Here is a 26,714-nt window from a genome sequence, read left to right as displayed (position 1 = left end):
TGCATGCCACGGTACAGTGGTATGTCCCTGTTGCAGGAATGCACGCATGTCTTCGTTCTCCGATCCGCAGGCCGTTGCCCGCTATGCCGAGGGCCCGCTGCGCCAGGTGCCGGGCTTCCTCGCGTTGCAGCAGATGAGTCGCCTGCTGCTGGCCGAACACGTTCCTGCGCAGGGCCGCGTGCTGGTGCTGGGCGCCGGTGGCGGGCTGGAGCTGAAGGCATTTGCCGAGGCGCAGCCGGGCTGGCAGCTGCTGGGCGTGGACCCGGCTGCACCGATGCTGGCCCTGGCCGAACAGACACTGGGCCCGCTGATGTCGCGCGTGCAGTTGCTGGAAGGCTACATCGACGATGCCCCCGACGTGCGCTTCGATGGTGCCAGCTGCCTGCTGACCCTGCACTTCCTCGACGGCGCGCAGCGCCTGCACACGCTGCGGGAGCTGCACAGGCGCCTGCAGCCCGGCGCGCCGCTGGTGGTGGCCCACCACAGCGTGCCGCAGGATCCGGCCGGCAAGCTGCGCTGGTTGCAGCGCTACGCCGCGTTCGCCGAAGCCTCCGGCGTTGCCCACGCCGATGCACAGCGCGCGATCGACGCCATTGCCGAGCGGCTGCCGCTGCTGGCCCCCGAACAGGAAGTGACGCTGCTGCAGGAGGCCGGCTTCGACGGCGTGGAGCTGTTCTATGCAGGCTTCAGCTTCAAGGGCTGGGTGGCGTACGCCGGGTAATGCCTACGGCACCACGGTGATGCCGATCCGCTGCATCAACAGCGCCACCTGCTGGACATCCAGCGTGGCGCCACGCAGGTTGGTGCTGCGCAGGTCCAGCTCGCCCAGATCGGAATTGGTCAGGTCGCAGTCGGTGAAGTTGGCGCTGTTCCAGTCGATTCCCTCGAACTGGCCACCGGACAGGTCCGAGCCGGCAAAGCTGGCGCCGCTGACGTTTGCACCGTCCCAGCGGTTCTCCCACAGTTCGCATTTCTCCAGCGTGACCCGCGAGAAATTGGCATAGCGCAGGTTCGACTTCTTGATGAAGGCGCTGCAGAACCAGCTGCGCGTGGTGATCTGGTTCATGAAGCTGGCGTTGCTGAAATCCGCACCCTGCGCGCGGCACTCGCTGATCTCCAGGCCCAGCGCCTTGATGAAGTTGAAGTGGCACATGCTGATGTCGCAGCTGCGGAAGCTGGCCTCCTTCAATGTGGCGCCATTGAAGCGGCAGCCGCTGCGGCTGTCGGCATCGTAGAAGCTGCAGTTGATGAACTCGGTGGCGGTCAGGTCGGCACCGGAAAAATCGCACTCATGGAACTGCTGGTCGACCACTTTCTGGCCGGTGTACTGGTCCGCGCCGATGCGCAGCTTGCGGTGAACGGTGGGGGACATCAGGGATTCCATGCCAGGTGCCCCGCCATCATGCCGGGCCGCGAGGGCGATCCATAGACGTGGGCGCGGGCGGATTCACCGGCAGTCCAGCCGCCCTGTGCCCCGCCCAAACGCAGCATGCACGTTGTTGCACGTTAATGCACGAACGTGCAGACTTGCAGCATGAGCTCCGATCCCAGCCCCCTCCCCGCCCAGCGCACCCGGCAGATTCTGGAGGAACTGCGCCAGCAGGGCCGCGTGGTTGCCGCCGAGCTGGCGCGCCGCTATGCCGTGTCCGAAGATTCGATCCGCCGCGACCTGCGCGAGCTGGCCGCGCAGGGCCTGTGCCAGCGCGTCTACGGTGGCGCCGTACTGCCACCGCCCAAGGAACGCCCGCTGCGCGAGCGGCTGACCCGCGACCGCGGCGACAAGGCCGAGCTGGCCGCCCGCGTCTGCGCGTTGCTGCAACCCGGCCAGGTCGTACTGCTCGACGCTGGTTCAACCAACCTGGCGATCGCCCAGCAGTTGCCGGCCGCCCTCGGCTTGACGGTGATCACCAACGCGCCACAGATCGCCACGGCCGCCAGCCTGCTTGAAGGCACCTCGGTGCAGCTGATCGGCGGGCGCCTGGCCAGCGGTGGCGGCGCGGTCGGCGCCGAAGCACTGGCCCAGGTGCAGCGCCTGCGCGCCGATGTGTACCTGCCCGGCCCCTGCGCGGTGGACGGCGACACCGGCGTGTGGGCAATGGATGCGGAAGAAGCCACGCTGAAGCGCGCGATGGTGGCCTGCAGCAGCCGTGTCATCGTCGCCGCCACGACTGAAAAGCTGGGTGCACGCGGCAACTGGCAGATTGCCAGCCTCGACGAGATCGACGACCTGGTGCTGACCACCACCGCACCGCCCGCATTGGCGGCACGCTTCCGCGCCGCAGGCATCGCGGTACACCCCACTCCCCCCTGACCGTACCGCTCATGTCCCTTGCCAACCGCGCGCGCGCCGAACAGCACGCGACCCGCGCTGCGTTCTTCATTCCCGGCTTCGCCACCGCGCTGTGGGCCACCCTGGTGCCGTTCGCAAAGGCACGCACCGGGATCAACGACGCCACGCTGGGGCTGGTGCTGCTCTGCCTCGGTGCCGGTTCGCTGCTGGCAATGCCGTTGTCCGGCGTGCTGGCCGCGCGCCTCGGTTGCCGGCGGGTGATGGTGGCCAGCAGCCTGCTGATCTGCCTGACCGTGCCCGGCCTGGCGCTGGCCGGTTCGGCCTGGACACTAGGGCTGGTCCTGTTCGTGTTCGGCGCCGCCGTGGGCGCGATGGACTGCACGATGAACGTACAGGCCGTCATCGTCGAGCGCGAAGCACGGCGCGTGATGATGTCCGGCTTCCATGCCTTCTTCAGCATCGGCGGCTTCCTCGGCGCGGCCACCATGACCGTGCTGCTGTCCGCACAGCTGCCGCCCTTGGCATCCGTGCTGGTCGGCGTCGGCGCCATGTTGCTGGTGATGCTGTTGTCGGCGTCGTACTGGCACAGCGAACGCATGCCGCATGACACACCGATGCTGGCCCTGCCACACGGCATCGTGCTGTTCATCGGCGTGCTGGCGTTCGTCGCCTTCCTCGGCGAAGGTGCGATGCTCGACTGGAGCGCGGTGTTTCTCAGCGACGTGCGCCGCGTCGATGCCGGCCTCGCCGGCATCGGCTATGTGACCTTCACCCTGACCATGACCGTCGCACGCCTGTTCGGTGATGCACTGGTGGCACGCGTGGGCCGCCAGCGCGCGATCGTGTTCGGCGCGTTGCTTGCCGCCGCGGGCGTGCTGGTGCTGACCCTGGTCACGCCGTGGCAGGCGTCGCTGATCGGCTATGTGCTGGTCGGCCTCGGCTGCGCCAACATCGCACCGGCGCTGTTCTCGCTGGCTGGCCACCAGACCCGCATGCCCGGCGCGCTGGCCATCACTGCCGTTTCCACGCTGGGCTTTGCCGGCATCCTTGCTGGGCCGGCGCTGATCGGTTTCGCTGCCAATCACTTCGGCCTGATCGCTGCATTCATCGGCGTGGCCACAGCCTTGTTGCTGGTGGCGGTGTCCACGCGCTGGCTGCGGGTATAACGCCTAGCGCCGGAAAAACCGCGCGCCCGAAGGCGCGCGGTTGAACAACGCTGCATCAGCGGCAGCAGGCCTCAGTACGAGGAGAACTCCCAACGCTGATTGTCGCTACCTTGGCACATCCACATATGCACCTTGGAGCCGTTGATGTTGCCCAGGCCCGGGTCATCCAGGCACATGTTGGTCTGCGGATTACGGATTTCGCCGACCAGGCGCCAGGACTGGTGGGCGCCACCATTGCACGACCACATGCGGATCGGATTGCCGTCATGGCTTGCGCCATCGGCGGCCTCCAGGCACTTGCCGCCCAGCCCACGGATCGAACCATCCGCACCCAGCTCGAAGCGCTGCTGTGGCACGCCCGTGCAATCCCACAGCTGTACGCGCGTGCCATCTGCGCTGTTGGCACCTTCCACATCCAGGCACTTGCCGCCAACGCCCACGATCGAACCGTTGGCCGGGTTGAACTCCCACTTCTGGTTGCTGGTCTGTGCGTTGCTATACAGCTGGATCTTGGTGCCGTTGGCACTGGACGCACCGATGGCGTCGAGCACCTTGTTGCCCACGCCGACGATGGAGGTATTGGTGAACTTCCACGACTGGTTCCAATCACCGTGCGCGTCATACAGCTGAATCCGGCTTCCATTGCTGGTGCCGTAACCGACGATATCGAGTACGCGGTTGCTGGGCACACCGGTGATGGTCGACGTGTTGGGCTTCACCGTCCACAACTGCTGCGGCGTGCCCGGCGTGCAGTCCCACACCTGGATGGCGGTACCCGGACCGGTGTTGGCGCCTTCGGCGTCGAGGCACTTGTTGCCTGCTCCGCGGATCTCACCAAACGTGGGAATGTTGCGAAGGTTGACCGGCGCCGATACCGACCCCTGCGAGAACTGGCCATCGCCGCTGAAGGTGGCGGTGATCGACGCGGTGGTGAAGCCGGCGGGCACGGTGTAGTTCACCGCAACCTTGGCTTGGCGACCATAGGCGTACTGGTGCGTGCAGCGCCAGACATCACGGATAGCAGCCCAACAACCCTTGTTCAGGTCGGAAACCGTACCCAGAAAGGGGGTATTGGAGGTACTGACCTGGACCTTGCCGACCGGCTGACCGTTGACCTTGAATTCAACAAAACCACCGATCTGGTCGTTTCCTGGAATGTGGTAAAGCCCCAACGCCTGGGACTCGACCTGTGCGGAAAGCTGGATGACCTGCCCCGGCGCCGGAAGCGCATTGGAGACGGCAGCTGTGGTGGTGGTCGGAAAGTTGTACAGGCGCGGCAGAGAGTCGGCCTTTGCACCTGCAGACGCCGCTGCAATTCCAATTGCGAGAACACCCATCGAAACGTAATTCATCCTTGCTCCATTTACGCTGTGTGGAAATCCTATCCAGGGACGACCATTGAAACGCTGCAAGTACGGTGTCCCTGCACTCCCTGGCCATCGACACCGACATCGACTGCGGGCCTCGGCCTTCATGGCCAGGAACTCCGGATAGTCTCACAGACGGCGCGCTCACGGCAGGATGCTAGCGCCGCCTGCGCCGCAGCTTCATCCGCAAGCGCCGATAGCCGATCACCGTCGCCGTGGCACACAGCGCGGTGCCGGCAGCGCTCAGCAGCAGCAACACCGCCAGCCGGGCACCTTCCTGGCGCAGCATCGCCGGCAGGTCCCAGCTGTGCAGGAAGTAGAACAGCCAGCGGCCGACGCGTTCGCGATGGCCCATCGTCAGCAACGGATCGCCGGTCGCCAGATCGAGATAGACGCGTGTCGCCTCGGCATCACCGAAATCCACCACTGCCACCGGGAAGCGACGTACCGCTGCACCATTCATGGCCTCGGGCGCACGCGGGTAGAAGTACGCATCCGCTGCATGCTGCACCACGAAACCCTGCATGGGTGTAGCGGACAGCGCACGTGCCCTCTGCTGCAACCACGCGGTCGGCAGCCACCGTGCGACATGCAGGTGCCCATTGCCGCCGGACACGATGCGCGTATCACCCTGCCCGTCCAGCAACACCGCGAACAGCTCACCACCGATCCGTCGCCACTGGATCTCCACCGGCTGGAAGCGCGCAGCTTCGGCCATCGCCAGAAGCTTCGCAGGATCACCCAGCGCACCATCCACCGCCACCGCGCCGCCACGGTAGTGCTCAACATCGATCGCTTCACCCGTACTGCTGAAGACACCCAATGGGTTCATCGACATCAGCCCGCTGAAGATCCAGGTGAACACGAAGGCGGACGCCATCAGGCCAAGCAGATGGTGCCAGCGCATCCACGACTCCACGTACGGAGTCTTCGCACCGGAACGATAGTGCCCACGGAAACGCCAGCGCCATACGCCCACCACGATGCCGCTGATCGCCGCCACCGTACACAGTGCGGACAGCACGATCACCACCCACGTCCACACCGGGTCGACCGACTGCATGCGCAGGAAGTACAGCCAGTGCAGCCAGGCGCCCACATAGTTCCAGCGCTGCTGCACATGCGGAGCGTCCAGCACCACTTCACCGGTACGCGAGGACACATACAGGTCGCCCGGCTGCGCGCCGCCCACCTCCACCCGATACAGCGGCCGATGCGCGTCCAGTGCACGCGAATGCGTCCAACGATCCTCATTCACGCGCATCGCACCCACGAAGGCCTGGCCGCCCGCGAACTGCGCAGCGGATGCTTCGGCGCGCTGTGCCGACACCGGCAGCAGCGCCTGGCCGGTCACGGCAGACCAGGCGCCCACGTTGCTGCCACTGCGCACCACATAGGCAGGCGCTCCACGCAGCGTGGTCAATGCCACAGCCTCCGGCTCGGCCTGCACGGCGGCAGGCAGTACCGACAGCCCCTGCAGGTCGCGGGCCTCACCCAGCACCGGCAACGCCGCCAGCCGCTCGCCGGGCGTCAGCTTCGGGTAACCAATGAACAGCATCACCATGCCGCTGACGAACCACAGCAGCATCAGCAGGCATCCGCCGATGCCCAGCCAGCGATGCACCAGGTAGGTCCAGCGCTTGGCGGTGGAACGCAACGTCATTGCCCGCGCCCTCAGAAGCGATGGTCGACGGTGAATTCGACGCGCCGGTCCGCCCCCAGCAGCCACTGCGTGCTGGTGTAGTACGCGGTGGCGTAGTACGCCCTGTCGAACACGTTGAACAACCGCGCGGACAGCTGAGTGCGCGGTGCCGCCTGCCAGGTCAGTGCAAGGTCGGTGGTGCTGTAGCCGGGCAGTTCCAGCGTATTGGCGTTGTCGGCGTAGCGCTTGCCGACATAACGCACGCCCCCCGCCGCACTCCAATCCGGTGCGAACTGCCAGCTCAACCACATACTGGCCAAGCGCTCGGCCACGTTCGGCGGCACGTTGCCGTCGCGCGACACCAACACCGCCGGCGAACCCGTGGTTTCCAGGAAGTCCTCGAATTCGGCCTTCAGCACCGTCGCGTTGGCATCGAGCGACCAGCGCGGCGCGAAGTTCCAGTTCAACGACGCTTCAATACCGCGCGAGGTCTGCGCGCCCACCTGCACCCGGCGATCCGGCACCAGCGGATCGCGGCTGAGCAGCCCGGTCTTGCGGATGCGATACGCCGCCAGCGTCCACTCGCCACCGTCGAAGGCCTGCTTCAGGCCCACCTCGATCTGCCGGCCCTTGGCCAGGTCAAAGGCGCCGTTGGCCGGGCTGATCATCAGCAGGCCACTGACCGGGTCCGCCGCCTGCGAATACTGCGCATACAGGCTCAGCGTCGGCTGCAGCGCGAGTACCGTACCCGCACGCCAGCCTGTGCTGCTGTAGGTCTTCGAGAACGCGTTCTGGCCGCTGATCAGATCGGTGCGATCAATGCGCGCGCGGTCGTGGCGCAGGCCACCCAGCACCGACCAGCGCTCGCTCAGCGCCAGCCGGTCTTCCACGAACAGCGCGTACTGCTCGGCACGGTTGCGGTAGCGCGGCAGGTTCGGCGCGTCGCTCGCGAACTGGCCCGGGACAGGATCGAACGGATCGACCGGGCCCGAGCTGCCGGCATAGGTGTTGTTGGTGTGCTTGAAGTGCGCGCGGTTGGCGTCCAGGCCCACCGCGAAGTTGTTCTGCAGGCCACCCGCCGTTCCCTGCACACGCAGCGTCGAGGTCAGTCCGGTCTGGTCCTGGTTGTGGGTGATCTCGGTATTGCCCGAGCGATCGATCAAGCCGGTAGCGCGGTTGTAGACATAGGCCTCGGCATTGCGCCAATCACGCTGGCTGTCGATCTGGTAGACGCGGGTTCGCCATTCCACGTTCGCGTTTGGTGTCCACAGCGCGTCGAGCTGGGTCCAGCGGTCGCGGAAGCGGATCTCGCTGTCGTCCACGTTGTAGTTGCGGTGGCGCAGCGCCTCCAGCTGGCGGCCCTCGACCAGCGGCGTGCCGAAGTAGCGCATGGGTTTCTGGTAGCCCTGCGCATGGGTGAGCATCAGCTGCAGGTCCGCACGTGGCTGCCACAGCAACGCACCGGAGAATGTCGCGTCGCTGTTGCGTCCACGATCAACCCAGCCACCGCTGTAGTTGCCGCTCACATCCAGCCGGTAGGCCAGCTCGGGCGTCAGCGCGCCACCACTGCCGAAGCCCAGCCGCGCGGTGTCCTCGCTGCCCACGGTCACGCTGATCTCGTTCTCGATCGCCCCACGCGTGGGCTTCTTCGGCACGATGTTGATGACACCGCCGATCGCACCGTCGCCATGGATGACCGAGGCCGGGCCGCGCAGCACTTCGATGCGCTCGATCGACCAGGTATCGAACGGGAACGTGATGCCCACGCCGCCGTACTGGCGCAGCCCATCGTACAGCCGCATCACCGAGGCACCGTCGGTGAAGCCGCGGCTGGACAGCGCACTCAGGCCATTGCCCGGATGCGGCATGGCACTGATCGCACCCGCTCGGCTGATCGCATCGTTGAGGTTGCTGTCGCCGCGCTGCTCCAGCTGCTCGCGCGAAATTACCGTCAGGCTGGCCGGTGTCTGCAACACGCTCAGGCCCAACGCAGAGCCCGCGCTGGCGGTGGACGACAGTTCACCGCTGCGGGTATCGACCACCCGCACGGTATCCAGCGTGGTCGGTGGGGCCGCGTCAGCGGCAAGTACGGGGGCGGTGTGCAGGAGCAACGCGCACAGGACAGGCAGCGTCGCCCGGCGCAGGCGCGCGGAGTTGGGGTTCGTTTTCATTTTTTCACGGCATGCAAGGCCACCCCGCAATGGCAGGGCAGCAATCAGAAAGGGACAGACACGCGCGTGCGGGCACCGGCCGTGGCCGGCAACCTCATGGAAGAACGTTCAATACAGCGCGCGTGCGGCTCAGGCGGCCATCAGTGCCGGCGGCCCACGCGCGCCCAATGTGCCGCTGATCCGTTGCGGCAACGCCCGCACCGCGCCGCGCAGTGCGCGGCACACCGGTGCCATCGGCGCCAACAGCAGCACGGCCGCCACCAGCAGGGTGATCAGCCGTGCAGCGATCAGGCAGTAATCGCAGTCCACACCCATCTCATGATCGGCATGTGGATCGGCGGGCGGCTTCTTCGTGGCCCCGCCGTGCGGCATGGCCATTGCGTGATGGTCGTGGTGCCCTTCCATCGCGTGCAGCGCGTGCTCTGCGTGCATTGCGTGGTCCATGGCCGCCACCGGCGCAGCGGCAGCCACGTGACCATGCGCCAGCCAGCGGCTCACCAGCGGGGCGAGCAGCACCAGCAGCATGGCAAGCCATGCCAGGGCCTGGAACCGGCGGTGGAGAACAGAATGGCGCACGCCGCCATTCTACGGGGCCATAGCCAACCTTGGACCCCGTTCAGGGTTTGGCCCCTGCGACACGGTGACGCAGCCCCTGCTTCCTGCGCCAACCTGTTGGCTGCGACGTGTGAACGCGCCGCGTGGCGCTCCCGGGCTCCCCGTGCTTGCAGGCCCCGTATCGCGAACGTTAGGGTTCAGAGGCCACGGCAAGGAGCCAGAGGAACCTGCATGACCATCCCCATCAAGCCCCGCCTGCGCATCGGCCTGCTTGGTCTGTCCGGGCTGCTGCTTGTCGCCTGCGCCGACAACGGGCCGCCCCCACCGCCAGAGCCGCTGGAACTCTCACAGCCCATCGCCGTGGACGCGCCCGGCCAGCGGGTGCAGTTCGAGTTCGAAACCACGGCGCGCAATTTTGCCAGCTACCGCACTTATGCGGTGGAACTGGAACTGCAGCGGCGAAGTCCAGCTACAACGGGCACGCCCGATATAGCAAGTATCAACATCCCATTCGAAGTATCCCTGCAGCGTCGGGAAGGCACTACCTGGCAGGAGATTGCAACACAGGACAGCTATCAGGCACGCGCGCGCAACGGTGTCGAGCCGCTCCCCTCGTGGCACCACTCTGAGAGCTGGCGCTATGCCTCGCTCGCATCAGGCAGCGACGGCAGCTACCTCCTGAACGTGACAGCGCTGCCGCTGGAGCTCGACAGCAGATACCGGCTGCAGATTCAAACGGTCCATGCCATATCAGGACTGCAAGACTATTCGGCAAGACTAGTCGTGCACGCCTCGCGTCCTGCAGGGAAGTGACACCATTCATTCGAAGGAACGAAGGAGTTTCCATGAACAAGCCCCGCTACAGCCTGGACATTGTCATTGCCGCACCCGGCACCCCACTGCTCGATCCCGATTCGGGAAAGCAGCAGCTGACGCCCGATGGCACTCCTGATACTTCCGGGCCTGGCCACATGTTCTATGTTCTGCACGCTCCAGGTAAAGCGGCGCAGAGTTTCGGCTTCGCACCCGTCGAGCATGGCAGCATGAATGGTCCCGGGCGCATCGTCAGAGACGACGTGAAAGTCTATAAGGACCCCGCCCATGTCCGTACCATCGAAATCACCGAAGCCCAGTACAACAAGCTCAAGGCGTTCGGCGACGATCCAGTGGCGCACGGCTTCAGCAAGCACTACGCCGACGTGCGCCACAACTGCGTGGACTTCACCTGGGACGCATTGAATCATGCCGGCATCCAGCGCAAGCACAGCCTGGACGTGAACAGCATCGGCGGCCCCGTCGGCCAGTTGCTGCCCGATGTCCGCATTCCGCTGGGCATCCAGTCACAGGGCAAGGACGGTTACCGCCCCCTGCGCAACATCCATGGCGTGGACAGCATTGAACCGCCCTTCCCCAACAGCGAACTCAACCGCACCATCACCCATCCCCTGCCCGAGCGCAGCTTGAAGCAGCGACTGCTCAGCGAAACCGATGGCGTTGATGGCCCCTTGGGCGAGCGTCTGGCTGCGGACGCGCGCGCACCGGGGCACAACCTTCATGCCTTGGACCAGAAAGTGCGTACCGCACTCGCCCAGGCAAGCGAACAGCAGGGACTGCCCCCCGGACAGGAGCATGAACGCCTGGCCGGCCATCTGACCCACGCGGCAGTGCAGGCCGGCTTCAGCGAAAAGGACACGCTGCAGGTGGCATTCAGTTCAAACAGCACCGCCGAGGCACCCGGCTACGTATTCCTGCATCGCAGCGGCGACACCGCCTCGCCGGACCCTGCCGCCAATCGCCAGCGCCTGTCCCTGCTCGATACGCAGCAGGGCGACGCGGATACGCTGTATCAGCAGGCCAACGTGCAGCAGCAATCCCGCGACGCAAGCCGGCTGGCGCAGGACGAGCAACAGGCACAACAGCAGGCGTCGCCGCGCATGGCCTGACCCAGCCGCATCAGGCGCAGACACCGTTCCCGCATCAACTCACGTACTGCGCCACGCCATTACCAAACGACCAGTTCTCCTTCTTCACTTCCACCAGATTGATGAACACATCCTCGCGGCGGATGCCCACCGCCGCATGCAGGCCATCGGCAATGCCCAGGTACAACGCCTTTTTCTGCTCCAGCGTGCGCCCTTCGTTCCAGGTGATCTGGATACAGATGAAGTCGTCGGTGCGATCCACGCCCAGGTAACCGGGGTCGTAGATCAGCGTGCCGGGCGCGTGTTCCTGGAAGATCTGGAAGCGATCGTTTTCCGGCACGCCCACCGCGCGCATGGCCTGGTAGATGGTTTCGCCGACGCGTTGCAGGTAGTCGGCGGATTTACCTTTGCGAAGATCGATGCGGGCGAGCGGCATGGTGGCACTCCAGAGTGGATGGGCACGGCAACGGGCTGAGACTACGCCTGCCCGGGGCGGCGGGACAGCGCAGGGATGGAACCCTCTGGCTCCATGCGTGGCATGGTCCCGCCTCCGCCGCGCGGGGTGACGCGATTGCCGTGGCGGCATCCCTGCGGAGTCGTCTTGTGCACGGTCGGTAGGGGCGGCGATGTGCGCCATCAGTGATGGGCCGCACTACTCGCAGGTGTCGGACGGCACACAACGGGAATTGTCTGGCCTGCCTAGGGACAGTTGAGAATTTTCCTTACAGACCGATGTGATTGCCCGGCTTGAAGATCGCCGCGCCGAGGCAAGACGCCTTGGCCGGGATTGGCGTCTCGAATAAACAAACAAGATTTAGGGGCTGCAAGAACAATTGCAGCAGAGAGAATGCACCGACTGCCCTCAATGGCGGCCGGTGCGTGGGGATCGCCAGATCCGCCAGGCATTCTTCTCCCCTGAAGCTTGTTTGCCTTGGTACGCCAACCCGCACCGTCCGCCACCTTCACTCCGGAAGGTGGCCCTACGCCAGTGAGGGTTTCGCCATGACCAACCGCACCGCCGTCCATCCCCGCCTGCACACCCTGATCGGCGACGTCGCGGCCGATGTGCCGGAAGACCTCGCACGCGAGATCGAGTGCGCCCTGAACGCGCAGAATTTGCCCGCGCAGCTGCCCACTTTCTTCGCCCGTCTCAATGCGATCAACCATGCTGACGGCGATGACGGACAGCCATGCATCAGCCTCACCCTCGGCGCCAGCAATCACGCTTCGTTGCGCCGCTCGCTATCTGGGCTCGGCGCATTGCTCGATCTGCTGCAGGCCGCCGACCATGCGCGCAACGAAGGCGGCCCGGACGAACAGTTGGGCGCCTTCCATATCGACGGACTGATCGTGGCCGCACGACAGTTGGTGCGCGAGGCACATCATTGCCTCTCCAGCGGCGATGCCTGACCGGCCCGGATATGCTCCCGCTACAATCCCGCAGGGAGCGCAGGAGACAGCGATGGACGCCGAACACCTGGAGTACTTCAAGGCCGCACTGGAAAGCCGCGCAAGCGTGGGCTGGAACGTCTGGTTCGCCGCCAACCAGCAGGCGCTGGCACAACAACTGAGCCGCCCTGCACTGCTGCGCTTGAAGTTCAGCACACTGGATGAAGCCGAACGCCTGCTGGCCGAGGCCGGCATCGTGCCCCGCAGCACGGCGGGCAAGCGCTACGAAATGTACTGCGCGCAGTTCTCGGCGGACGTGGTGGACGCGAACGGTCGCCCGCTGCCGGCCCTCTGGCGCGCGGCGCACGGCGGTGCCATCGGCCTGCTGGCCGAGGGTGAGCAGGAGGCCGGCCAGGCGAAGCTGCTCGCGGAGTTCCGCCGCGTCCGCAAGCGCGGTCTGCAGCAGGCGCACGAATGGTTGGCCGATCTGTGCTTTGAAGGCGAGATGGAACTGACCAGCGGTAGTGCCGAGGTGGGCCGTAGCCTATTGGCGGTGGTGGTGCAGGCGGGTAGCGGCCATGACCTCCTGGATGCCACGGCGATGATCGCGCGCGAGCTGCTGGGCGGACACGGCTGAGGAGATAGCAGCAGGCGGTGTCCCAAACAACACCTGCAGCCCGGCCTGCGCTCTGCGGATCCGCGAACCTCGCGCTGGTGACCGGCACACGCGCCATCGCCCGCTGTTTCTCTAGGGAATGGCACGTAGCAAAAAAGGCGCAAGTCAAGAAGCTCCCACATCTCTGCGCCCCGATAATATAATGAACAGAACTTAAACCCAGTTCGCTTGAAGCGAACTAAGTTCGTAACTGGCGGTGGCGCATGGTACGATCACCCCGTCGTGTGAAAGGGATCATTCCTTGCGCAGATGGAGTCGGAAACGACTCGCGGGGCGATAGCGCCCCAAATGTTCCTACGGCAACGTCATGGCTGCTTCCGACGGAGACGTGGGATTCAGGTGGCTCCGACAAGGGGTCGGAGCCAGTGGATTGTGGAGGGTAGTGTCTGACGTGACCCAGTTCCTGATGTTGCAAGGGGTGCCGGCTTGGCACTACACCAGGAACAGACCATGGTTGAGAACGGTCGAGAACACGACAAGCGTCAGTCGTTGCTGAGTACCCTGAAGCGCAGTTTGCGGAAGGGGTGGGTCTTCAAGATTTTGATCGCAGTGATTTGGAAAATTATTGACCGGATCACGGACTAAGAATCATCGTCAGAAAAGACCGATAAAGGATCAGCAACCCCCTCCTCTAATTCATTCCTTCAGGTTCAGCCTCATCGAGGCACCGAGGATGAAAATGCTAGACCGTGCATTAAAAACAGTAAGAGAAGTCCATCAGATACCCCAGGCCGAATTGGCTCAGAAGCTCGGCATCTCCAAGTCGCACCTTTCAGAACTAGAGAGCGGACGAAAGAACGTGACGCTGGAAGTACTCAAGCGCTACGCAGACGTGTTCGACGTGCCGGCGTCTACATTTTTGAGCTTCATGGAAGCGCTTGAAGGTGAATCTGAAAAGCGACGCGAACGAGCGAAGAAACTTCTCAGCGTTTTGGAATGGACACTGGACCGATCTGATGAGAGTTCCGAGAAGCACTAAAGCTCAGTCGTATGATCTCGAAACTTCTCCATTGTATGGCCTTTCGTCAAAGCGACGGCTAGCTCAACTCATAGGCTGGGCAGGCGCACCGAGCTCTCTAGCCAAGTTTGCCCAGAACCCGAAGAATTATCGGCGCTACATGGATCGCACAAAGCCGGAGAAACCCCGACTTGTGGAAGCTCCACTTGATTCTCTGAAGGCCTTCCAGAAGTCCTTGGAGAAGCTATTTAAGCGCATACGGTTGCCGGCATATGTGCACTCGGGCGTGCCCGGCAGATCTTACCTTAGCAATTCAGCGGCGCACCGGGATGCTGAGGGCTGCACAGTCACTTTAGATATCTCCGGCTTCTTCCAATCTGTTTCGCTTGAGCGAATTACAGGAATGTTGGTGGCCGACTTCAAGTGCAAGCCCGACGTGGCCCTAATTCTAGCCAACCTAGTTTGCTGCGATGACCATCTCGCAACAGGGAGTCCCGCCAGCCCGATCCTGTCGTATCTGGCAAACATGCACGTCTTCGATGCGATTGCTGCCCGCTTTAGATCGCGCGGCGGCATTTTCACGCTCTACATGGATGATATCGCAGTGACCGGCCACTGCATCGGCAGACGTGACATCTTATGGATAACAAAAACACTTCAGCGAGTCGGGCTTGCGATCAACCCTGCGAAAACCAGGATGTTCCGAGCAAGAAAGCCGAAGGTCATTACAGGACGTGCGCTGCGTAACGGGGTAAGTCGCGCACCAAATCGCCAGCATCTCAAGATGCGCTTGGCGCTAGCAGCAGCCCGTGCCGTGCCCATGAATGACCAACTACGAGCTTCTGCTGTGGGCCGTATGCGCCACGTCGCACTCCTAGACGATGAGCGTCGTGGACTTATGCGAGCTGCAGCGTCGCTGTTTGCGAAAGAAGGGATTTAGATAGGATATGTCGCTTGAGCGCTTCACTTGCCTGCCTTCCAGCCCTGACCAAAGGCTTTTCCCAGTTCGAACAAGGCACTTGTGAAGGATGCAGTCTCAGCCAGCCCAGCGTCAGCCTCCTCCTTGACCATCTTGCCCAGCGCAATGGACAGAGAGAGCGGAATCGCTACAACCGATGCGATGACTGCTCCAAGTATCGCCGTGCTACTTGGAGGGAAGGCGGACAACGCCGCTCCAAGAGCTGCCAACTCCTTAGCAGCATCAACAGGACTGGTGCGAGCGGACCAAGCTAAGGTTCGCATCGCTGCCGTACACATAACAAAGAAAAACAGACCGAAAAAGCCGGTACTGAATGCCATCAGGAAAAAGTAGAAGGTCCAGCGCTGGAAGCGCTTATCGTTGGCAGCGATCAGCTGCTGCTTGATGGTTGGACCAGCCAGGATTTGGGGTGATGAAACACTTCCAGCGGGATTCAACGCTTCCGCTCCACCCTGCCCGGTCAACGATCCTTCGTTTGGCATGCTCACAACTCCCTTTAGCGAATGTACCCAAGATTCTTCAGCCGATAGACCATGGCGGGTTCGGAGACTTGAAGCATCGACGCCAAAGCTGGAACTGAGGTCATGCCTCGGTCTACAACTAAGATCTTCATGGTGTACGCCGGCATCAACAATTCCGCAGCGAAACGATTAGCCGACACCTCGACAGGGTCATAACTAGCACCTGCCAAAGTCGAAGAGGTGTCGCGGAATCGGGGGCCATGCTGCAAGAAGTGATGACCAAGCTCATGCGCGATGGTGAAACGCTGCCGATTCGGAGGATCGGCCATGTTGTACCAAATCGTCGGCCTTCCTTCGTCGGCGGTGTACATGCCACTTATCGACGAATCATAGCCAGGCTGGAAAGGAGACATGCCACGAACGTCGATACCGCAGGCCTGGGCGATCGCCGAGGGGTCCACCGGCACGGGACGCCCGGACCAATAGCTTTGGATTACCTGCTCCGCAAGCTGACGCTCGATCATAGGGCCTCCAATGCACGCGATGACGATATCACAACCGCAAGAACAAGCAGTTGGACGTAACTGCAGTTGGCGTGCAGTTACGAAAAAACCGGCTCAAGGCCGGTCCTTTCATAACACCTGAAAAATCAGGTTCTATTTGGTGGGCGGTACAGGGATCGAACCTGTGACCCTTGCCGTGTGAAGGCAATGCTCTACCGCTGAGCTAACCGCCCGGTGTGTTGCTGAGCCGCTCATTATAGGGGCTTTTCAGAGGCCGTCAACAGTTTTTCACAGTCGTGTTCACGGGCGTTTCGGGGCACGCAGCCGGGCATGGCCCGGCGCTACCGGAATCACATCGTATGGGTCGGCTTGTCCGAGCCGGTCAGCCCGGCCAGCAGGGTCTCGATCTTGTGCCGCACGCCCTCGCCTTCGGCACCGTCGGCCAGCTGCACCCCGATGCCGGCGGTGCGGTTGCCCTGTGCGCCGGCCGGGGTCACCCAGATCACCTTGCCGGCCACCGGCAGGCGCTCGCTGGAATCGGGCAGCGTCAGCAGCAGGAACACCTCGTCGCCCAGGAAGTAGCGCTTGGGCGTGGGCACGAAGATGCCGCCATTCTTCACGAACGGCATGTACGCGCTGTACAGCGCGGCTTTGTCCTTCACAGCCAGGGACAGGATGCCCTGGCGGGCGTTGCTGGCACTCATCGATTTCCCCTTGCGGCAGGCCGCTCGTTCACCTTGTTCCAGGCCAGCAGCAACTCGACCACCGCAAGGTCTGCACGCACCGTGGTGCGCAGCAGGTCGCGGGTGCGGTTGGCCGCATCGAACCAGGCTGCAAGCTTGTGCAATCGCTCCGGCGTGGTCAAGGCATCGGTGCTGGCCTGGGCCAGCGCCAGGTCGGCAGCGAAGCGCAGGCGCAGCGCCGCGTTGTCATCACCACACCACTTCTGCGCCAGCTCCACCGCGCCGGTCTTGCCGGCGGCCAGCTGTCCCAGATCTCGACCGACTTCGCGGCGCAGGCTCAGGCCGTCTTCGCGCAGCCAGTTGTCGGCCTGGCCGGGATGGCCGCGGGCGGCCTCCAGCGCTTCGCGCGCCGATGCTTCACTGTGGCCCAGCTGCTGCAGCCAGGCCAGTGCTTCGTGCTGCGGCGGCAGCTTGAATTCCAGGCGCTGGCAACGGCTGCGGATGGTCTGCGGCAGGCGTGCCGGATCGCTGCTGATCAGCCACAGGTAGCGGCCGGGCTGCGGCTCCTCCAGCGTCTTCAGCAGCGCGTTGGCGGCCGAACGGTTGATCGCATCGGCCGGATCGACGATCACCACCTGCGCCACGCCGTACTGCGGGGTCAGCGCCAGCTTGTCGGTGATCTCGCGCACCTGCTCGATGACGATCTCGGTACGCAGCTTGTCGCCGCTCTTGTTCGGGATGAAGCTGACCAGCTGCAGGTCCGGATGGGTGCCGGCGGCGATCAGCTGGCGCGTGCGCGTGGCGTGCGTTGCATCACCCTGCGCCAGCACGTGGTCGGCCAGCGCCAGCGCCACCTCGCGCTTGCCCAGCCCGGCCGGGCCGCAGATCAGCAGGCCATGACCGAGGCGACCGGCGTCGAGCGCGGCCACGGTCTGGTCGAACGCGCGCTGCTGCCACGGCGAAAACGTGCTCATGCGCCCTCCCCTTCCTGCAGCCAACGCTCGACATGTGCAACCACATCGGCGGCCACGCGTTCCTGCACCTGGCCGGCGTCGATCAGCGCGAAGCGCTGCGGGTCCTGCTGTGCACGGCTGCGGAACACGGCGCGCACGCGCTGGAAGAAATCGTCCTGCTCGCTCTCGATGCGGTCCGGCCACAGGTCACGGCCGTTGGCGCGCGCGCGGCCGACGGCCACGTCCACGTCCAGCAGTAGGGTCAGCCCTGGCAGCAGGCCGACCGCGCGGCGCTCCAGGTCGGCAATCCACTGCGGGTCAAGCCCGCGGCCACCGCCCTGGTAGGCGTAGCTGGAATCGGTGAAGCGGTCGCTCAGCACGTAGGCACCGCGCTGCAGCGCCGGCCGGATCACCTGGCGCACATGCTGCGCGCGCGCGGCGAATACCAGCAGCAGCTCGGCTTCGGCGCTGAGCGGTTCGGCGGCGATCTCGGCATCGGGCTTCAGCACCAGGCCGCGGATGCGCTCGGCCAGCGGCGTACCGCCCGGCTCGCGGGTCAGTACCACCTCGTGGCCGTGGCTGCGCAGGCAGTCACGGATGGCATTGATGGCGGTGGTCTTGCCTGCGCCCTCGCCGCCTTCCAGGCTGACGAAACGCGGGTGGCGAAGCAGCGCGGGACTCATTGCGCCGGGGTCTCCTGGGTACGTTGCTGGCGCAGCTGCTGCAGGTAGCGGGCTACGGCGGCGTTGTGCTGGTCCAGGCTGGGCGAGAACACGTGCGCGCCGCTGCCGTCGCCCACGGCGACGAAGTACAGCGCATCACCGGCGGCCGGCTGCGCCGCGGCCATCAGCGCGTCGCGACTGGGCATGGCGATCGGGGTCGGGGTCAGGCCCGCACGGGTATAGGTGTTGTACGGCGTATCGGTGGTCAGGTCGCGGCGGCGGATGTTGCCGTCATACGCGGCACCGATGCCGTAGATCACGGTCGGGTCGGTCTGCAGGCGCATGCCGATCTTCAGGCGGCGCATGAACACGCCGGCGATCTGCGGGCGCTCGCTGGCCAGCGCGGTTTCCTTCTCGATGATCGACGCCAGCGTCAGCAATTCGTAGGGCGTGTTGATCGGCAGGTCCGGCGCGCGGCTTTCCCAGGCTTCGTCCAGCGCCTTTTCCATTGCGGCGTGGGCGCGCTTGAGCACGTCCAGATCACTGTCGCCGCGCTGGTAAACGTAGGTCTCCGGCAGGAAGCGGCCTTCCGGGTGCTGGCCACCGAAGCCAAGGCGCTGCATCAACGCGGCGTCATCCAGGTTGTCGGTGGTGTGCAGCAGCGGCTCGGCGCGCTTGAGTGCGGCACGCAGCTGGCGGATGTTCCAGCCCTCGACAATGGTGACGCGGTGCTGCAGCACCTTGCCGGCGCGCATGCGCAGCAGCAGCTCGCGCGGGGTCAGCTCGCCACCGAGCGCGTACTCGCCCACCTTCAGCTTGCCGGCCGCATCAAGCTGCCGCGCCAACAGCTGCCACTGGGTGTCCTGGCCCTCGTCCACGCCGGCATCGCGCAGCTTGCGCAGCACGCTGTTCATGCCATCGCCGCTGGCGATGACCACGCTCTCGGCGGTCGGGGTGATCGGGGCGTCGGCGAAGCGGGTCTGCTGGTAGAAGAACCACGCGCCCGCGCCGGCCACGACGGCGGCCAGCACCACCACCAGCGTTACCACGAACAGACACCCGCGCTTGGCTCCCGCCATGGACTACCTCTGAACTCGATTCCGTCGTGCAGGATACCGTGCCGGTGGATTGGGGTCATGACCGGGGTGGCGCCTGCGTGCCGGCCAACGGTCGATCAGTAGATCCACGCCATGCGTGGATGAACGCCCGGCGGCATGACTGCGGGGGTCAGAGCCCTCGCGCGGTGCGCAAGGGATCCGACCCCGACCGGATCAGCCCTGCTGGCCGAGCGCGCGCAGCAGGCCGCGGGCCTTGGCGCGGGTCTCGTCCAGTTCCTTGTCCGGGTCCGAATCGACCACGATGCCGGCGCCGGTGCGGAAGCTGACCTGGTGGCCATCCACTTCGGCGGTGCGGATCAGGATGTTCAGGTCCAGGTCGCCATCGCGGTTCAGCCAGCCGAACGCGCCGGTGTAGGCACCACGCGGCACCTGCTCCAGCTCGCTGATGATCTGCATGCAGCGCACCTTGGGGCAGCCGGTGATGGTGCCGCCCGGGAAGGTCGCGGCGATCACCTCGCCGGGCGTGACCTCCGGGCGCAGGTGGCCGCTGACGTTGCTGACGATGTGGTGCACATGCGCGTAGCTCTCCACTGTCATCAGCTCATCGACCACCACGGTGCCGGGCAGGCAGATGCGGCCCAGGTCGTTGCGCTCCAGGTCGATCAGCATCACGTGCTCGGCACGCTCCTTGGGGTGGCCGACCAGCTCCTGGATGCGTGCGGCATCATCGTCCCCCTCGAAGCGCGGACGCGTACCGGCAATCGGACGGGTCTGCGCGTGGCCGGCATGGACCGACACCAGCCGCTCCGGCGAGGAACTGACCACATGGCGGCCGTGGGCGCTGAACAGGCCGGCGAACGGTGCCGGGTTGGCACGGCGCAGCTGCGCGTACAGCGCCTGCGGGCTGACCGGCGCAGCGAACTGCGCGCTCCAGCGCCGCGACAGGTTCACCTGGAACACGTCGCCGGCACGCAGGTACTCGATCACCCGGCGCACGCCGTCGGTGAAGCGCTGCGGCGCATCCTCGCCCACCGCCTGGGGCGGCTGCCAGCCCTGCCCGGCCTCGGGCAGCGCGGCCGAGGCCAGTGCCACCAGCGCATCCAGCAACGCCTGCTCGCCGGCCTCGGCGATGACGAAGCTGGCGCCGTTGTGATGGTCATGCAGCACCGCGGCCGGGCAGCGCAGCGCCAGCGCGGTCGGGCGGCCGTCCTCGCGCGCACGCGCCGGCAGCACCGGTTCGATCTGGCTGGCCACTTCGTAATCGAGCATCAACGCCCAGCCGCCGCGGAACGGCAGGCTGTGGCTGCCGTCATGCGGCAGGCGTTCGCGCTGCCAGGCACGGTCCAGCACCTGCAGGAAGCTGCCGGCGTGCACCGCGTCGTGCTGGTCGCGCACCTGGCCATCCGCATCCAGTCGCAGGCCATCGCCCTGCGCGGCCAGCAGCAGGCTCCAGCGGCCCTGCGCGGTGCCCGAGGCAGTGGATTCCATCAGCAGCGGAAAGCGCGCCGGGTCATGCTGCTGCAGGGCCAGCAGATCGATCGGGTGCGGCAGCGGGTGGATCAGCGGTGCGTGGGTCATGGCAGCCAGTTCTGGGGTTCAGATGCACGGAAGCCGCCTTGCGGCGGCTCCGTAGAACGCGGCGTCGAGCATGGCCCGACGCTACAACTCGGTCAGACGCGCTTGAAGACCAGCGTGCCGTTGGTGCCGCCGAAGCCGAAGCCATTGGACATCACCACGTCGACCTTGGCCTGGCGTGCTTCGTTGGGCACGTAGTCCAGGTCGCAGCCTTCGCCCGGCTGCTGCAGGTTGATGGTCGGCGGGATGACGTTGTCCTGCAGTGCCATCACCGAGAAGATCGCTTCCACACCGCCGGCAGCACCCAGCAGGTGGCCGGTCATCGACTTGGTGGAGCTGACCATCATCTTGTAGGCGTGGTCGCCGAAGGCGGTCTTCATCGCCATGGTCTCGCCCAGGTCGCCCAGCGGCGTGGAGGTACCGTGCGCGTTGAGGTAGCCCACCTGTTCCGGGCTCACGCCCGCGTCCTTCATGGCCATGGCCATGCAGCGCGCGGCGCCTTCGCCGTTCTCGCTCGGTGCGGTCATGTGGTACGCGTCGGAGCTTGCGCCGAAGCCGGCCAGTTCACAGTAGATCTTCGCGCCACGCGCCTTGGCGTGCTCGTACTCTTCCAGGATCAGGATGCCGGCGCCGTCGCCCAGCACGAAGCCGTCACGGTCCTTGTCCCATGGGCGGGAGGCCTGTTCCGGGGCGTCGTTGCGGGTACTCATGGCCTTCATCGCACAGAAGCCGCCCAGCGCGGTCGGCGACGAGCCACGCTCGGCACCGCCAACCACCATTACGTCGGCGTCGCCGTACTGGATCATGCGCATCGCGGTACCGATCGAATGGTTCGAGGTCGCGCAGGCCGACACCGCCGAGAACGACGGGCCCTTCAGGCCGGTGATGATGCTCAGCTGGCCCGGCAGCATGTTGATGATGGTCTTGGGCACGTAGAAGGGCGAGATCTTCTTGCCCTCGTGGAACTCGATGGTCTGCTCTTCGATGCCGAGCAGGCCGCCGATGCCGGCGCCGACGATGGCGCCGATGCGCTCGGCATTGGCGTCGGTGATCTCCAGGCCCGAGTCGTGCAGGGCCATGAACGAGGCACCGAGGCCGTAATGGATGAACGGGTCCATCTTCTTGGCATCCTTGCCGCTGACCCGGAACTTGCCGAACAATTCATTGTCGGCGGTGATGTCGAATCCCTTGACCTCACCTGCAATCTTGGTGGTGAACCGATCCAGATAGGCATCCGCAACGTTGGTCAGCGGACCGATGCCCGAACGACCGTGGGTGATGCCTTCCCAGCTGCTGGCCAGATCATTGCCCAACGGCGAGACGATACCCAGGCCGGTTACGACGACGCGACGCTTCATTGCTGATTCTCCTGACCCGGCTGATTTCAACGGGCAACGCGGTTTGCTTCGGTGTGATGCTCAAACACACGGGGCCGCAACTGCGGCCCCATGGGGTGCGGTGCGCGGCGAGCGTGGGCCCGCGCGCGCACTGCCGTCTGACATCAGGCCTTGACGTGGGCCTTGATGTAGTCGATGGCGGCCTGCACGGTGCTGATCTTCTCGGCTTCTTCGTCCGGGATCTCGCACTCGAATTCTTCTTCCAGGGCCATCACCAGCTCGACGGTGTCCAGCGAGTCAGCGCCCAGGTCATCGACGAACGATGCGCTGTTGGTGACTTCTTCTTCCTTGACGCCAAGCTGTTCGACGACGATTTTCTTGACGCGTTCTTCGATGGTGCTCATGGGATCTCGCTCCAGATGGAGTTGTGGTTCAAAAGTGGTCGCCATCAAAGGCGATGGCCGTGGGATAGTGTAGTGGAAACCGGCGCGGCCTTGCATTGCAGCAAAAACCTCCGCAGATCAACCACTTGCGGCGCAATCCCTGCGCCCCTTGCTTACGGCATGTACATGCCGCCGTTCACATGGAGGGTTTCGCCGGTGATGTAACCGGCAGCCGGGCTGGCCAGGAAGGCCACCGCATGGGCGATGTCCTCCGGCGAACCCAGGCGTTCGAGGGCGATGTCGTTGATCAGCGCGGTGCGCGCTTCTTCCGGCAACGCCTTGGTCATGTCGGTGTCGATGAAGCCAGGTGCGACAACATTGACGGTGACGCCGCGCGAACCGATTTCCTTGGCCAGCGACTTGCTGAAGCCGATGATGCCCGCCTTGGCCGCGGCGTAGTTGGCCTGGCCGGCATTGCCGGTCACGCCCACCACCGATGCGATGTTGATGATGCGGCCCTTGCGCGCCTTCATCATGCCGCGCATCACCGCCTTGCTGGTGCGGAACACGCTGGTCAGGTTGGTGTCGATGATCGACGCCCAGTCCTCGTCCTTCATGCGCATGAGCAGGTTGTCGCGGGTGATGCCGGCATTGTTGACCAGGATCGAGATCGGGCCGAATTCCTTGGCGATGCCATCGAGCACGCTGTCCAGCGCGGCGGCATCGGTGACGTTCAGCGCGCGGCCGTGACCACCGTGGGCGGCCAGGCGTTCGCCGATCGCGGCAGCGCCGGATTCAGTGGTGGCGGTACCGATGACGGTGGCGCCCTGGGCGGCCAGCAGATCGGCGATGGCGGCACCGATGCCACGGCTGGCGCCGGTGACCAGTGCGATTTCACCCTGCAGGGGCTTGCTCATGATGTTTTCCTCAGGCTGGGGCGACCGCCGCACCCGTGCCGCTTGCCGCGGCCACCGGTACGGTCGGCAGGAACAGGGGGGATCAGGCCGACCATGCCTCGCGGGCGGCTTCGAAGTCGCCCGGCGTGGCCAGCGAACGGCCGTCGATGGCCTTGTCGATGCGCTTGACCAGGCCGGTCAGCACCTTGCCCGGGCCGCACTCGGCGATCCGGGTGACGCCACGGGCAGCCAGCGCCTGCACGCACCCGGTCCACTGTACCGGCTGGTACAGCTGCTGGACCAGCGCGGTGCGGATCGCGTCGATGCCGCTGTGCACCTGGGCGTCGACGTTCTGCACCACCGGCAGCTGCGGCGCGTGCCAGGACAGGCCGGCCATCACTTCGGCCAGGCGGTTGGCGGCTTCGCGCATGAGCGGGGTGTGCGAGGGCACGCTGACGGCCAGCTTGACCGCCTTGCGCACGCCCTTCTCGGCCAGCAGCGCCAGCGCACGGTCGACCGCGTCGGCGTCGCCACCGATCACGATCTGGCCCGGCGAATTGAAGTTGGCCGGCACCACCACCTGGCTGCCTGCCGCTTCGGCGCAGACGTCCAGCACCAGCTGGTCTTCAGCGCCGAGCACGGCAGCCATGGCGCCGACACCGGCCGGTGCGGCTTCCTGCATCAGCTGGCCGCGCAGGCGCACCAGGTGCGCACCGTCATGCAGGCTCAGTGCGCCTGCGGCAACCAGGGCGGTGTACTCGCCCAGGCTGTGGCCGGCCAATACCGACGGGCGCGGACCGCCCACGGCGTTCCAGGCGCGCCACACGCCGATGCTCGCGGCCAGCAGGGCCGGCTGGGTGTATTCGGTACGGTTGAGCATTTCCTCCGGGCCGCCCTGGGACAGCGCCCACAGGTCGACGCCGGCACCATCGGATGCCTCGGTGAAGGCTTCACGCACCTGTGGGTGCAGCTCGGCCAGCTCGGCCACCATGCCCACAGACTGCGAGCCCTGGCCGGGGAAGACAAAAGCGAGGGTGGATACGGTCACGCGGTCATCCGCTTGTTGCAATCGAAGCGGGCCATGATAAGGGGGAACATGCCGTGTCGTCTGTACGTGCGCGTATGCAGGCGTATGGAGCGCGGCCGGGCAAGCGCAACGGGGTCAGATCCCTTTTCCGCAGGAAAAGGGATCTGACCCCTGTCAGCCATCAGCAGAACAGCTGCAGGACGTCCAGGTCGCCGTCGGCGAGGAAATCCACGCACAGGCCCACCAGCATCAACACGCCGGCGGTGCTGGCGCCGTGGGCGATGAAGATGGAATGGGCCAGCGCGCGCGCCGAACGGCCCAGCTTCATGCAGACCCGTGCCAGGCTGCGCAGGCGGCCGCTGACCGCATGCACGTGCTCGCGCACCGGCGCCTGAACGTCACCCATCGCCTCGGCCATCATCGCCTGCAGGTGCCCGGGGCGGTCGGCGTAGTACTTGGCCACGCCGTAACCGAACATCAGCCAGTCGCGGGCCTGCGCTTCGGACAGATCCATCACTTCCAGCGGATCTTCCTCGAAATCGATGAAGCCGACCTTCTCGCCATCCCATGTGAGGTTGCGCGGCAACGGCTGGCCGAAATAGGCGCCGCGGGCATGAGCTTCAGCAATGGCCAGCATCGCCGCCATCACCAGCCGATCGCGACCGGCTTCGTCGGCTTCGCGCAGGCAGGTATTGAACGAGCTGCCGTTGTCGCCGATCACCAGCGCGGCATGGCCGGTGCCCAGTACGTCCGGCACGTTCACACCCTGCGCCTGCAGTTCCGCGAGGCGGCGGGCCTCGGTTTCGCGTGCGGCGTCGCCACCGCGGTGCGGCGGCGGGCGCAGCGCATCCAGATGGAAACGGCGCGCAACAAAATTGAGCAGGCCCAGGGCCATTGCCCGGCTTCCCTTGCCGTACTGCTTCAGCCAGGCACGTTGCCCTTCGATGACGATGGGCTCAACCATGACAGGTCCTCCTTAAACGCGTTACGGCCCCGGAGGGGCCGTAACGACAAGACTTCACATTGTCGTAACTTGCACTATCAATAGCGCAGCAGGGCCGAACCCCAGGTGAAGCCGCCGCCGAAGGCCTCCAGCAGCAGCAACTGGCCACGCTCGACCTTGCCCGAACGCACCGCGGCATCCAGCGCCAGCGGCACCGAGCCGGAGGAGGTGTTGCCGTGCTTGTCGACGGTCACCACGACCTGGTCCATCGACATCTCCAGCCGCTTGGCGGTGGCTTCGATGATGCGCAGGTTGGCCTGGTGCGGGATCAGCCAGTCCAGGTCGGACTTGTCCAGGCCGTTGGCGGCCAGGGTCTCGTCCACGACCGAGTCCAGCGCCTTGACGGCGTACTTGAACACGTCGTTGCCCTTCATGTTGATGGTGCCGCCACCGTTGGCGCCGTCCTTGAAGCCGGTCGAAACGCCGACCGGGTTCCACAGCAGTTCCTTCTTGCTGCCATCGGCATGCAGGTGGGTGCTGAGGATGCCGGTGTCTTCGTCGGCCTTGAGCACGACAGCGCCGGCGCCATCGCCGAACAGCACGCAGGTGGTGCGATCGTTCCAGTCGACCATGCGGGTCAACGTTTCGGTGCCGATCACCAGCACGTGCTTGCAGTCGCCGGAGCGGATGAACTTGTCGGCCACGCCCAGCGCGAACACGAAGCCGGAACAGGCTGCGTTGACGTCGAAGGCGGGGCACCCGGCCACACCGAGCTTGGCCTGGATCAGGCACGCGGTGGACGGGAAAATGAGATCAGGGGTGGTCGTGCCGACCACGATCATGTCGAGCTGCGAGGCATCGATGCCTGCGGCTTCAAGCGCGCGCAGGGCGGCGTTGTAGCCAAGGTCGCTGGTGGTTTCGCCTTCGGCCGCGATGTGCCGTTCACGAATGCCGGTGCGCGACTGGATCCACTCATCCGAGGTTTCGACCATTTTTTCCAGGTCGGCGTTGGTCAGGACTTTTTCCGGCAAATAGCTACCGGTGCCCGCGATCCTCGAATAGATCCGCTTGCTCATCATGTTTCCTGTTGCGCGGGCCGCCGATCACCGGCACGCCCG

At 65.2% G+C, this 26,714-nt stretch carries 28 protein-coding genes and 1 tRNA gene; 9 read left to right on the top strand and 20 right to left on the bottom strand.

All coding sequences use genetic code 11. From position 1 onward, the window contains the following. The first annotated feature begins 46 nt into the window (after positions 1–46). Positions 47–721 carry a class I SAM-dependent methyltransferase gene (locus AC5P8R_RS10085; protein WP_014646204.1) on the top strand — a complete coding sequence of 225 codons (675 nt, stop codon included), beginning with the start codon at positions 47–49 and terminating at the stop codon, positions 719–721. Between the two features lie 3 nt (positions 722–724). On the opposite strand, the gene smqnr is transcribed toward AC5P8R_RS10085, so the two are convergent. Then, the gene (gene smqnr / locus AC5P8R_RS10080) at positions 725–1,372 is read right to left on the bottom strand and encodes a SmQnr family pentapeptide repeat protein (RefSeq protein WP_014646203.1); all 648 of its coding nucleotides are present in this window, start codon (positions 1,370–1,372) and stop codon (positions 725–727) included. A 162-nt stretch (positions 1,373–1,534) separates the two neighbouring features. Here smqnr and AC5P8R_RS10075 point away from each other — a divergent pair, with 162 nt between their 5' ends. Together AC5P8R_RS10075 and AC5P8R_RS10070 are read left to right on the top strand one after the other, a co-directional pair. After that, complete coding sequence (locus tag AC5P8R_RS10075; RefSeq protein WP_014646202.1) at positions 1,535–2,311, top strand: DeoR/GlpR family DNA-binding transcription regulator; 777 nt, start codon at positions 1,535–1,537, stop codon at positions 2,309–2,311. 11 nt (positions 2,312–2,322) lie between these two features. After that, positions 2,323–3,456, top strand: coding sequence for an MFS transporter (locus AC5P8R_RS10070; protein WP_495223347.1), 1,134 nt, complete (start codon positions 2,323–2,325; stop codon positions 3,454–3,456). A gap of 71 nt (positions 3,457–3,527) precedes the next feature. Here the strand turns inward: AC5P8R_RS10070 and AC5P8R_RS10065 are convergent, their stop codons facing one another. The 4 genes from AC5P8R_RS10065 to AC5P8R_RS10050 all read right to left on the bottom strand — a co-directional run bounded on the left by AC5P8R_RS10065 (position 3,528) and on the right by AC5P8R_RS10050 (position 9,161). Next, positions 3,528–4,808: an RICIN domain-containing protein gene (locus AC5P8R_RS10065; RefSeq protein WP_478444251.1), complete on the bottom strand. Its 1,281-nt coding sequence runs from the start codon at positions 4,806–4,808 to the stop codon at positions 3,528–3,530. A 172-nt stretch (positions 4,809–4,980) separates the two neighbouring features. Beyond that, on the bottom strand, positions 4,981–6,486 hold the full coding sequence (locus AC5P8R_RS10060; RefSeq protein ID WP_495223346.1) for a PepSY domain-containing protein: 1,506 nt from the start codon (positions 6,484–6,486) through the stop codon (positions 4,981–4,983). Positions 6,487–6,497: 11 nt separating this feature from the next. Further along, a complete protein-coding gene (locus tag AC5P8R_RS10055; protein WP_495223344.1) occupies positions 6,498–8,636 on the bottom strand; it encodes a TonB-dependent receptor in 2,139 nt (712 codons plus the stop codon). Positions 8,637–8,765: 129 nt separating this feature from the next. Continuing rightward, on the bottom strand, positions 8,766–9,161 hold the full coding sequence (locus AC5P8R_RS10050; protein ID WP_014646198.1) for a DUF2946 family protein: 396 nt from the start codon (positions 9,159–9,161) through the stop codon (positions 8,766–8,768). Between the two features lie 261 nt (positions 9,162–9,422). On the opposite strand from AC5P8R_RS10050, the gene AC5P8R_RS10045 reads away from it, so the two are divergent. Together AC5P8R_RS10045 and AC5P8R_RS10040 are read left to right on the top strand one after the other, a co-directional pair. After that, entirely contained in the window at positions 9,423–10,004 is a 582-nt protein-coding gene (locus tag AC5P8R_RS10045) for a hypothetical protein (protein ID WP_495223343.1), read from the top strand. A gap of 32 nt (positions 10,005–10,036) precedes the next feature. Beyond that, positions 10,037–11,134 carry an XVIPCD domain-containing protein gene (locus AC5P8R_RS10040; protein ID WP_495223342.1) on the top strand — a complete coding sequence of 366 codons (1,098 nt, stop codon included), beginning with the start codon at positions 10,037–10,039 and terminating at the stop codon, positions 11,132–11,134. A 34-nt stretch (positions 11,135–11,168) separates the two neighbouring features. Here AC5P8R_RS10040 and AC5P8R_RS10035 read toward each other — a convergent pair whose 3' ends face one another. After that, a complete protein-coding gene (locus AC5P8R_RS10035) occupies positions 11,169–11,549 on the bottom strand; it encodes a tautomerase family protein (protein ID WP_111175642.1) in 381 nt (126 codons plus the stop codon). Positions 11,550–12,115: 566 nt separating this feature from the next. Between AC5P8R_RS10035 and AC5P8R_RS10030 the strand changes: the two genes are divergently transcribed. The 4 genes from AC5P8R_RS10030 (at position 12,116) to AC5P8R_RS10015 (ending at position 15,076) form a co-directional block, all read left to right on the top strand. Continuing rightward, positions 12,116–12,523, top strand: a complete 408-nt coding sequence (locus AC5P8R_RS10030; RefSeq protein WP_197648269.1) for a hypothetical protein — start codon at positions 12,116–12,118, stop codon at positions 12,521–12,523. A gap of 52 nt (positions 12,524–12,575) precedes the next feature. Next, positions 12,576–13,139 (top strand): hypothetical protein, encoded by a 564-nt coding sequence (locus AC5P8R_RS10025; protein WP_495223340.1) that lies wholly within the window; start codon positions 12,576–12,578, stop codon positions 13,137–13,139. Positions 13,140–13,851: 712 nt separating this feature from the next. Then, positions 13,852–14,157: a helix-turn-helix domain-containing protein gene (locus AC5P8R_RS10020; RefSeq protein ID WP_495223339.1), complete on the top strand. Its 306-nt coding sequence runs from the start codon at positions 13,852–13,854 to the stop codon at positions 14,155–14,157. A 139-nt stretch (positions 14,158–14,296) separates the two neighbouring features. Beyond that, complete coding sequence (locus tag AC5P8R_RS10015; protein WP_495223338.1) at positions 14,297–15,076, top strand: reverse transcriptase family protein; 780 nt, start codon at positions 14,297–14,299, stop codon at positions 15,074–15,076. A gap of 23 nt (positions 15,077–15,099) precedes the next feature. On the opposite strand, the gene AC5P8R_RS10010 is transcribed toward AC5P8R_RS10015, so the two are convergent. From AC5P8R_RS10010 to AC5P8R_RS09945, 14 genes are all read right to left on the bottom strand, one after another. Further along, positions 15,100–15,597: a hypothetical protein gene (locus AC5P8R_RS10010; protein ID WP_495223337.1), complete on the bottom strand. Its 498-nt coding sequence runs from the start codon at positions 15,595–15,597 to the stop codon at positions 15,100–15,102. A 14-nt stretch (positions 15,598–15,611) separates the two neighbouring features. Further along, on the bottom strand, positions 15,612–16,100 hold the full coding sequence (locus AC5P8R_RS10005) for an ImmA/IrrE family metallo-endopeptidase (RefSeq protein ID WP_495223336.1): 489 nt from the start codon (positions 16,098–16,100) through the stop codon (positions 15,612–15,614). A gap of 137 nt (positions 16,101–16,237) precedes the next feature. Next, a tRNA-Val gene (locus AC5P8R_RS10000) sits at positions 16,238–16,312 on the bottom strand. Between the two features lie 117 nt (positions 16,313–16,429). Further along, positions 16,430–16,783 carry a PilZ domain-containing protein gene (locus AC5P8R_RS09995; RefSeq protein WP_005412452.1) on the bottom strand — a complete coding sequence of 118 codons (354 nt, stop codon included), beginning with the start codon at positions 16,781–16,783 and terminating at the stop codon, positions 16,430–16,432. Continuing rightward, positions 16,780–17,736: a DNA polymerase III subunit delta' gene (locus AC5P8R_RS09990; RefSeq protein WP_495223335.1), complete on the bottom strand. Its 957-nt coding sequence runs from the start codon at positions 17,734–17,736 to the stop codon at positions 16,780–16,782. Before AC5P8R_RS09990 ends, AC5P8R_RS09995 begins: the two co-directional genes overlap by 4 nt. Continuing rightward, on the bottom strand, positions 17,733–18,398 hold the full coding sequence (gene tmk, locus AC5P8R_RS09985; protein ID WP_495223334.1) for a dTMP kinase: 666 nt from the start codon (positions 18,396–18,398) through the stop codon (positions 17,733–17,735). Before tmk ends, AC5P8R_RS09990 begins: the two co-directional genes overlap by 4 nt. Then, positions 18,395–19,456 carry an endolytic transglycosylase MltG gene (mltG, locus tag AC5P8R_RS09980; RefSeq protein ID WP_014646191.1) on the bottom strand — a complete coding sequence of 354 codons (1,062 nt, stop codon included), beginning with the start codon at positions 19,454–19,456 and terminating at the stop codon, positions 18,395–18,397. The genes tmk and mltG overlap by 4 nt, the downstream gene beginning before the upstream one ends. A gap of 192 nt (positions 19,457–19,648) precedes the next feature. Beyond that, positions 19,649–21,013 carry an aminodeoxychorismate synthase component I gene (locus AC5P8R_RS09975; protein ID WP_046429208.1) on the bottom strand — a complete coding sequence of 455 codons (1,365 nt, stop codon included), beginning with the start codon at positions 21,011–21,013 and terminating at the stop codon, positions 19,649–19,651. Positions 21,014–21,105: 92 nt separating this feature from the next. Beyond that, the gene (gene fabF / locus AC5P8R_RS09970) at positions 21,106–22,368 is read right to left on the bottom strand and encodes a beta-ketoacyl-ACP synthase II (protein ID WP_134808562.1); all 1,263 of its coding nucleotides are present in this window, start codon (positions 22,366–22,368) and stop codon (positions 21,106–21,108) included. A gap of 143 nt (positions 22,369–22,511) precedes the next feature. Continuing rightward, a complete protein-coding gene (acpP, locus tag AC5P8R_RS09965; protein ID WP_005415509.1) occupies positions 22,512–22,751 on the bottom strand; it encodes an acyl carrier protein in 240 nt (79 codons plus the stop codon). A gap of 152 nt (positions 22,752–22,903) precedes the next feature. Beyond that, complete coding sequence (fabG, locus tag AC5P8R_RS09960) at positions 22,904–23,647, bottom strand: 3-oxoacyl-ACP reductase FabG (protein WP_005408312.1); 744 nt, start codon at positions 23,645–23,647, stop codon at positions 22,904–22,906. A gap of 82 nt (positions 23,648–23,729) precedes the next feature. Continuing rightward, positions 23,730–24,674 (bottom strand): ACP S-malonyltransferase, encoded by a 945-nt coding sequence (gene fabD, locus AC5P8R_RS09955; protein WP_032958546.1) that lies wholly within the window; start codon positions 24,672–24,674, stop codon positions 23,730–23,732. A 160-nt stretch (positions 24,675–24,834) separates the two neighbouring features. Then, a complete protein-coding gene (locus AC5P8R_RS09950) occupies positions 24,835–25,617 on the bottom strand; it encodes a BUD32 family EKC/KEOPS complex subunit (protein WP_014646187.1) in 783 nt (260 codons plus the stop codon). 77 nt (positions 25,618–25,694) lie between these two features. Further along, complete coding sequence (locus AC5P8R_RS09945; RefSeq protein ID WP_014646186.1) at positions 25,695–26,672, bottom strand: beta-ketoacyl-ACP synthase III; 978 nt, start codon at positions 26,670–26,672, stop codon at positions 25,695–25,697. Positions 26,673–26,714: the final 42 nt, after the last annotated feature.

The sequence above is a fragment of the Stenotrophomonas sp. YJH_SMC_73 genome, assembly GCF_059370155.1.
The sequence above is the reverse complement of the archived record's forward strand: the minus strand, read 5'-3'. Positions and strand labels throughout refer to the sequence as shown.

Coding starts and splice junctions, on each gene's coding strand:
- AC5P8R_RS10085 (WP_014646204.1), top strand. CDS start 47: ATGTCTTCGTTCTCCGATCCGCAGGCCGTTGCCCGCTATGCCGAGGGC.
- smqnr (WP_014646203.1), bottom strand. CDS start 1,372: ATGTCCCCCACCGTTCACCGCAAGCTGCGCATCGGCGCGGACCAGTAC.
- AC5P8R_RS10075 (WP_014646202.1), top strand. CDS start 1,535: ATGAGCTCCGATCCCAGCCCCCTCCCCGCCCAGCGCACCCGGCAGATT.
- AC5P8R_RS10070 (WP_495223347.1), top strand. CDS start 2,323: ATGTCCCTTGCCAACCGCGCGCGCGCCGAACAGCACGCGACCCGCGCT.
- AC5P8R_RS10065 (WP_478444251.1), bottom strand. CDS start 4,808: ATGAATTACGTTTCGATGGGTGTTCTCGCAATTGGAATTGCAGCGGCG.
- AC5P8R_RS10060 (WP_495223346.1), bottom strand. CDS start 6,486: ATGACGTTGCGTTCCACCGCCAAGCGCTGGACCTACCTGGTGCATCGC.
- AC5P8R_RS10055 (WP_495223344.1), bottom strand. CDS start 8,636: ATGAAAACGAACCCCAACTCCGCGCGCCTGCGCCGGGCGACGCTGCCT.
- AC5P8R_RS10050 (WP_014646198.1), bottom strand. CDS start 9,161: ATGCTGCTGGTGCTGCTCGCCCCGCTGGTGAGCCGCTGGCTGGCGCAT.
- AC5P8R_RS10045 (WP_495223343.1), top strand. CDS start 9,423: ATGACCATCCCCATCAAGCCCCGCCTGCGCATCGGCCTGCTTGGTCTG.
- AC5P8R_RS10040 (WP_495223342.1), top strand. CDS start 10,037: ATGAACAAGCCCCGCTACAGCCTGGACATTGTCATTGCCGCACCCGGC.
- AC5P8R_RS10035 (WP_111175642.1), bottom strand. CDS start 11,549: ATGCCGCTCGCCCGCATCGATCTTCGCAAAGGTAAATCCGCCGACTAC.
- AC5P8R_RS10030 (WP_197648269.1), top strand. CDS start 12,116: ATGACCAACCGCACCGCCGTCCATCCCCGCCTGCACACCCTGATCGGC.
- AC5P8R_RS10025 (WP_495223340.1), top strand. CDS start 12,576: ATGGACGCCGAACACCTGGAGTACTTCAAGGCCGCACTGGAAAGCCGC.
- AC5P8R_RS10020 (WP_495223339.1), top strand. CDS start 13,852: ATGAAAATGCTAGACCGTGCATTAAAAACAGTAAGAGAAGTCCATCAG.
- AC5P8R_RS10015 (WP_495223338.1), top strand. CDS start 14,297: ATGGATCGCACAAAGCCGGAGAAACCCCGACTTGTGGAAGCTCCACTT.
- AC5P8R_RS10010 (WP_495223337.1), bottom strand. CDS start 15,597: ATGCCAAACGAAGGATCGTTGACCGGGCAGGGTGGAGCGGAAGCGTTG.
- AC5P8R_RS10005 (WP_495223336.1), bottom strand. CDS start 16,100: ATGATCGAGCGTCAGCTTGCGGAGCAGGTAATCCAAAGCTATTGGTCC.
- AC5P8R_RS09995 (WP_005412452.1), bottom strand. CDS start 16,783: ATGAGTGCCAGCAACGCCCGCCAGGGCATCCTGTCCCTGGCTGTGAAG.
- AC5P8R_RS09990 (WP_495223335.1), bottom strand. CDS start 17,736: ATGAGCACGTTTTCGCCGTGGCAGCAGCGCGCGTTCGACCAGACCGTG.
- tmk (WP_495223334.1), bottom strand. CDS start 18,398: ATGAGTCCCGCGCTGCTTCGCCACCCGCGTTTCGTCAGCCTGGAAGGC.
- mltG (WP_014646191.1), bottom strand. CDS start 19,456: ATGGCGGGAGCCAAGCGCGGGTGTCTGTTCGTGGTAACGCTGGTGGTG.
- AC5P8R_RS09975 (WP_046429208.1), bottom strand. CDS start 21,013: ATGACCCACGCACCGCTGATCCACCCGCTGCCGCACCCGATCGATCTG.
- fabF (WP_134808562.1), bottom strand. CDS start 22,368: ATGAAGCGTCGCGTCGTCGTAACCGGCCTGGGTATCGTCTCGCCGTTG.
- acpP (WP_005415509.1), bottom strand. CDS start 22,751: ATGAGCACCATCGAAGAACGCGTCAAGAAAATCGTCGTCGAACAGCTT.
- fabG (WP_005408312.1), bottom strand. CDS start 23,647: ATGAGCAAGCCCCTGCAGGGTGAAATCGCACTGGTCACCGGCGCCAGC.
- AC5P8R_RS09950 (WP_014646187.1), bottom strand. CDS start 25,617: ATGGTTGAGCCCATCGTCATCGAAGGGCAACGTGCCTGGCTGAAGCAG.
- AC5P8R_RS09945 (WP_014646186.1), bottom strand. CDS start 26,672: ATGAGCAAGCGGATCTATTCGAGGATCGCGGGCACCGGTAGCTATTTG.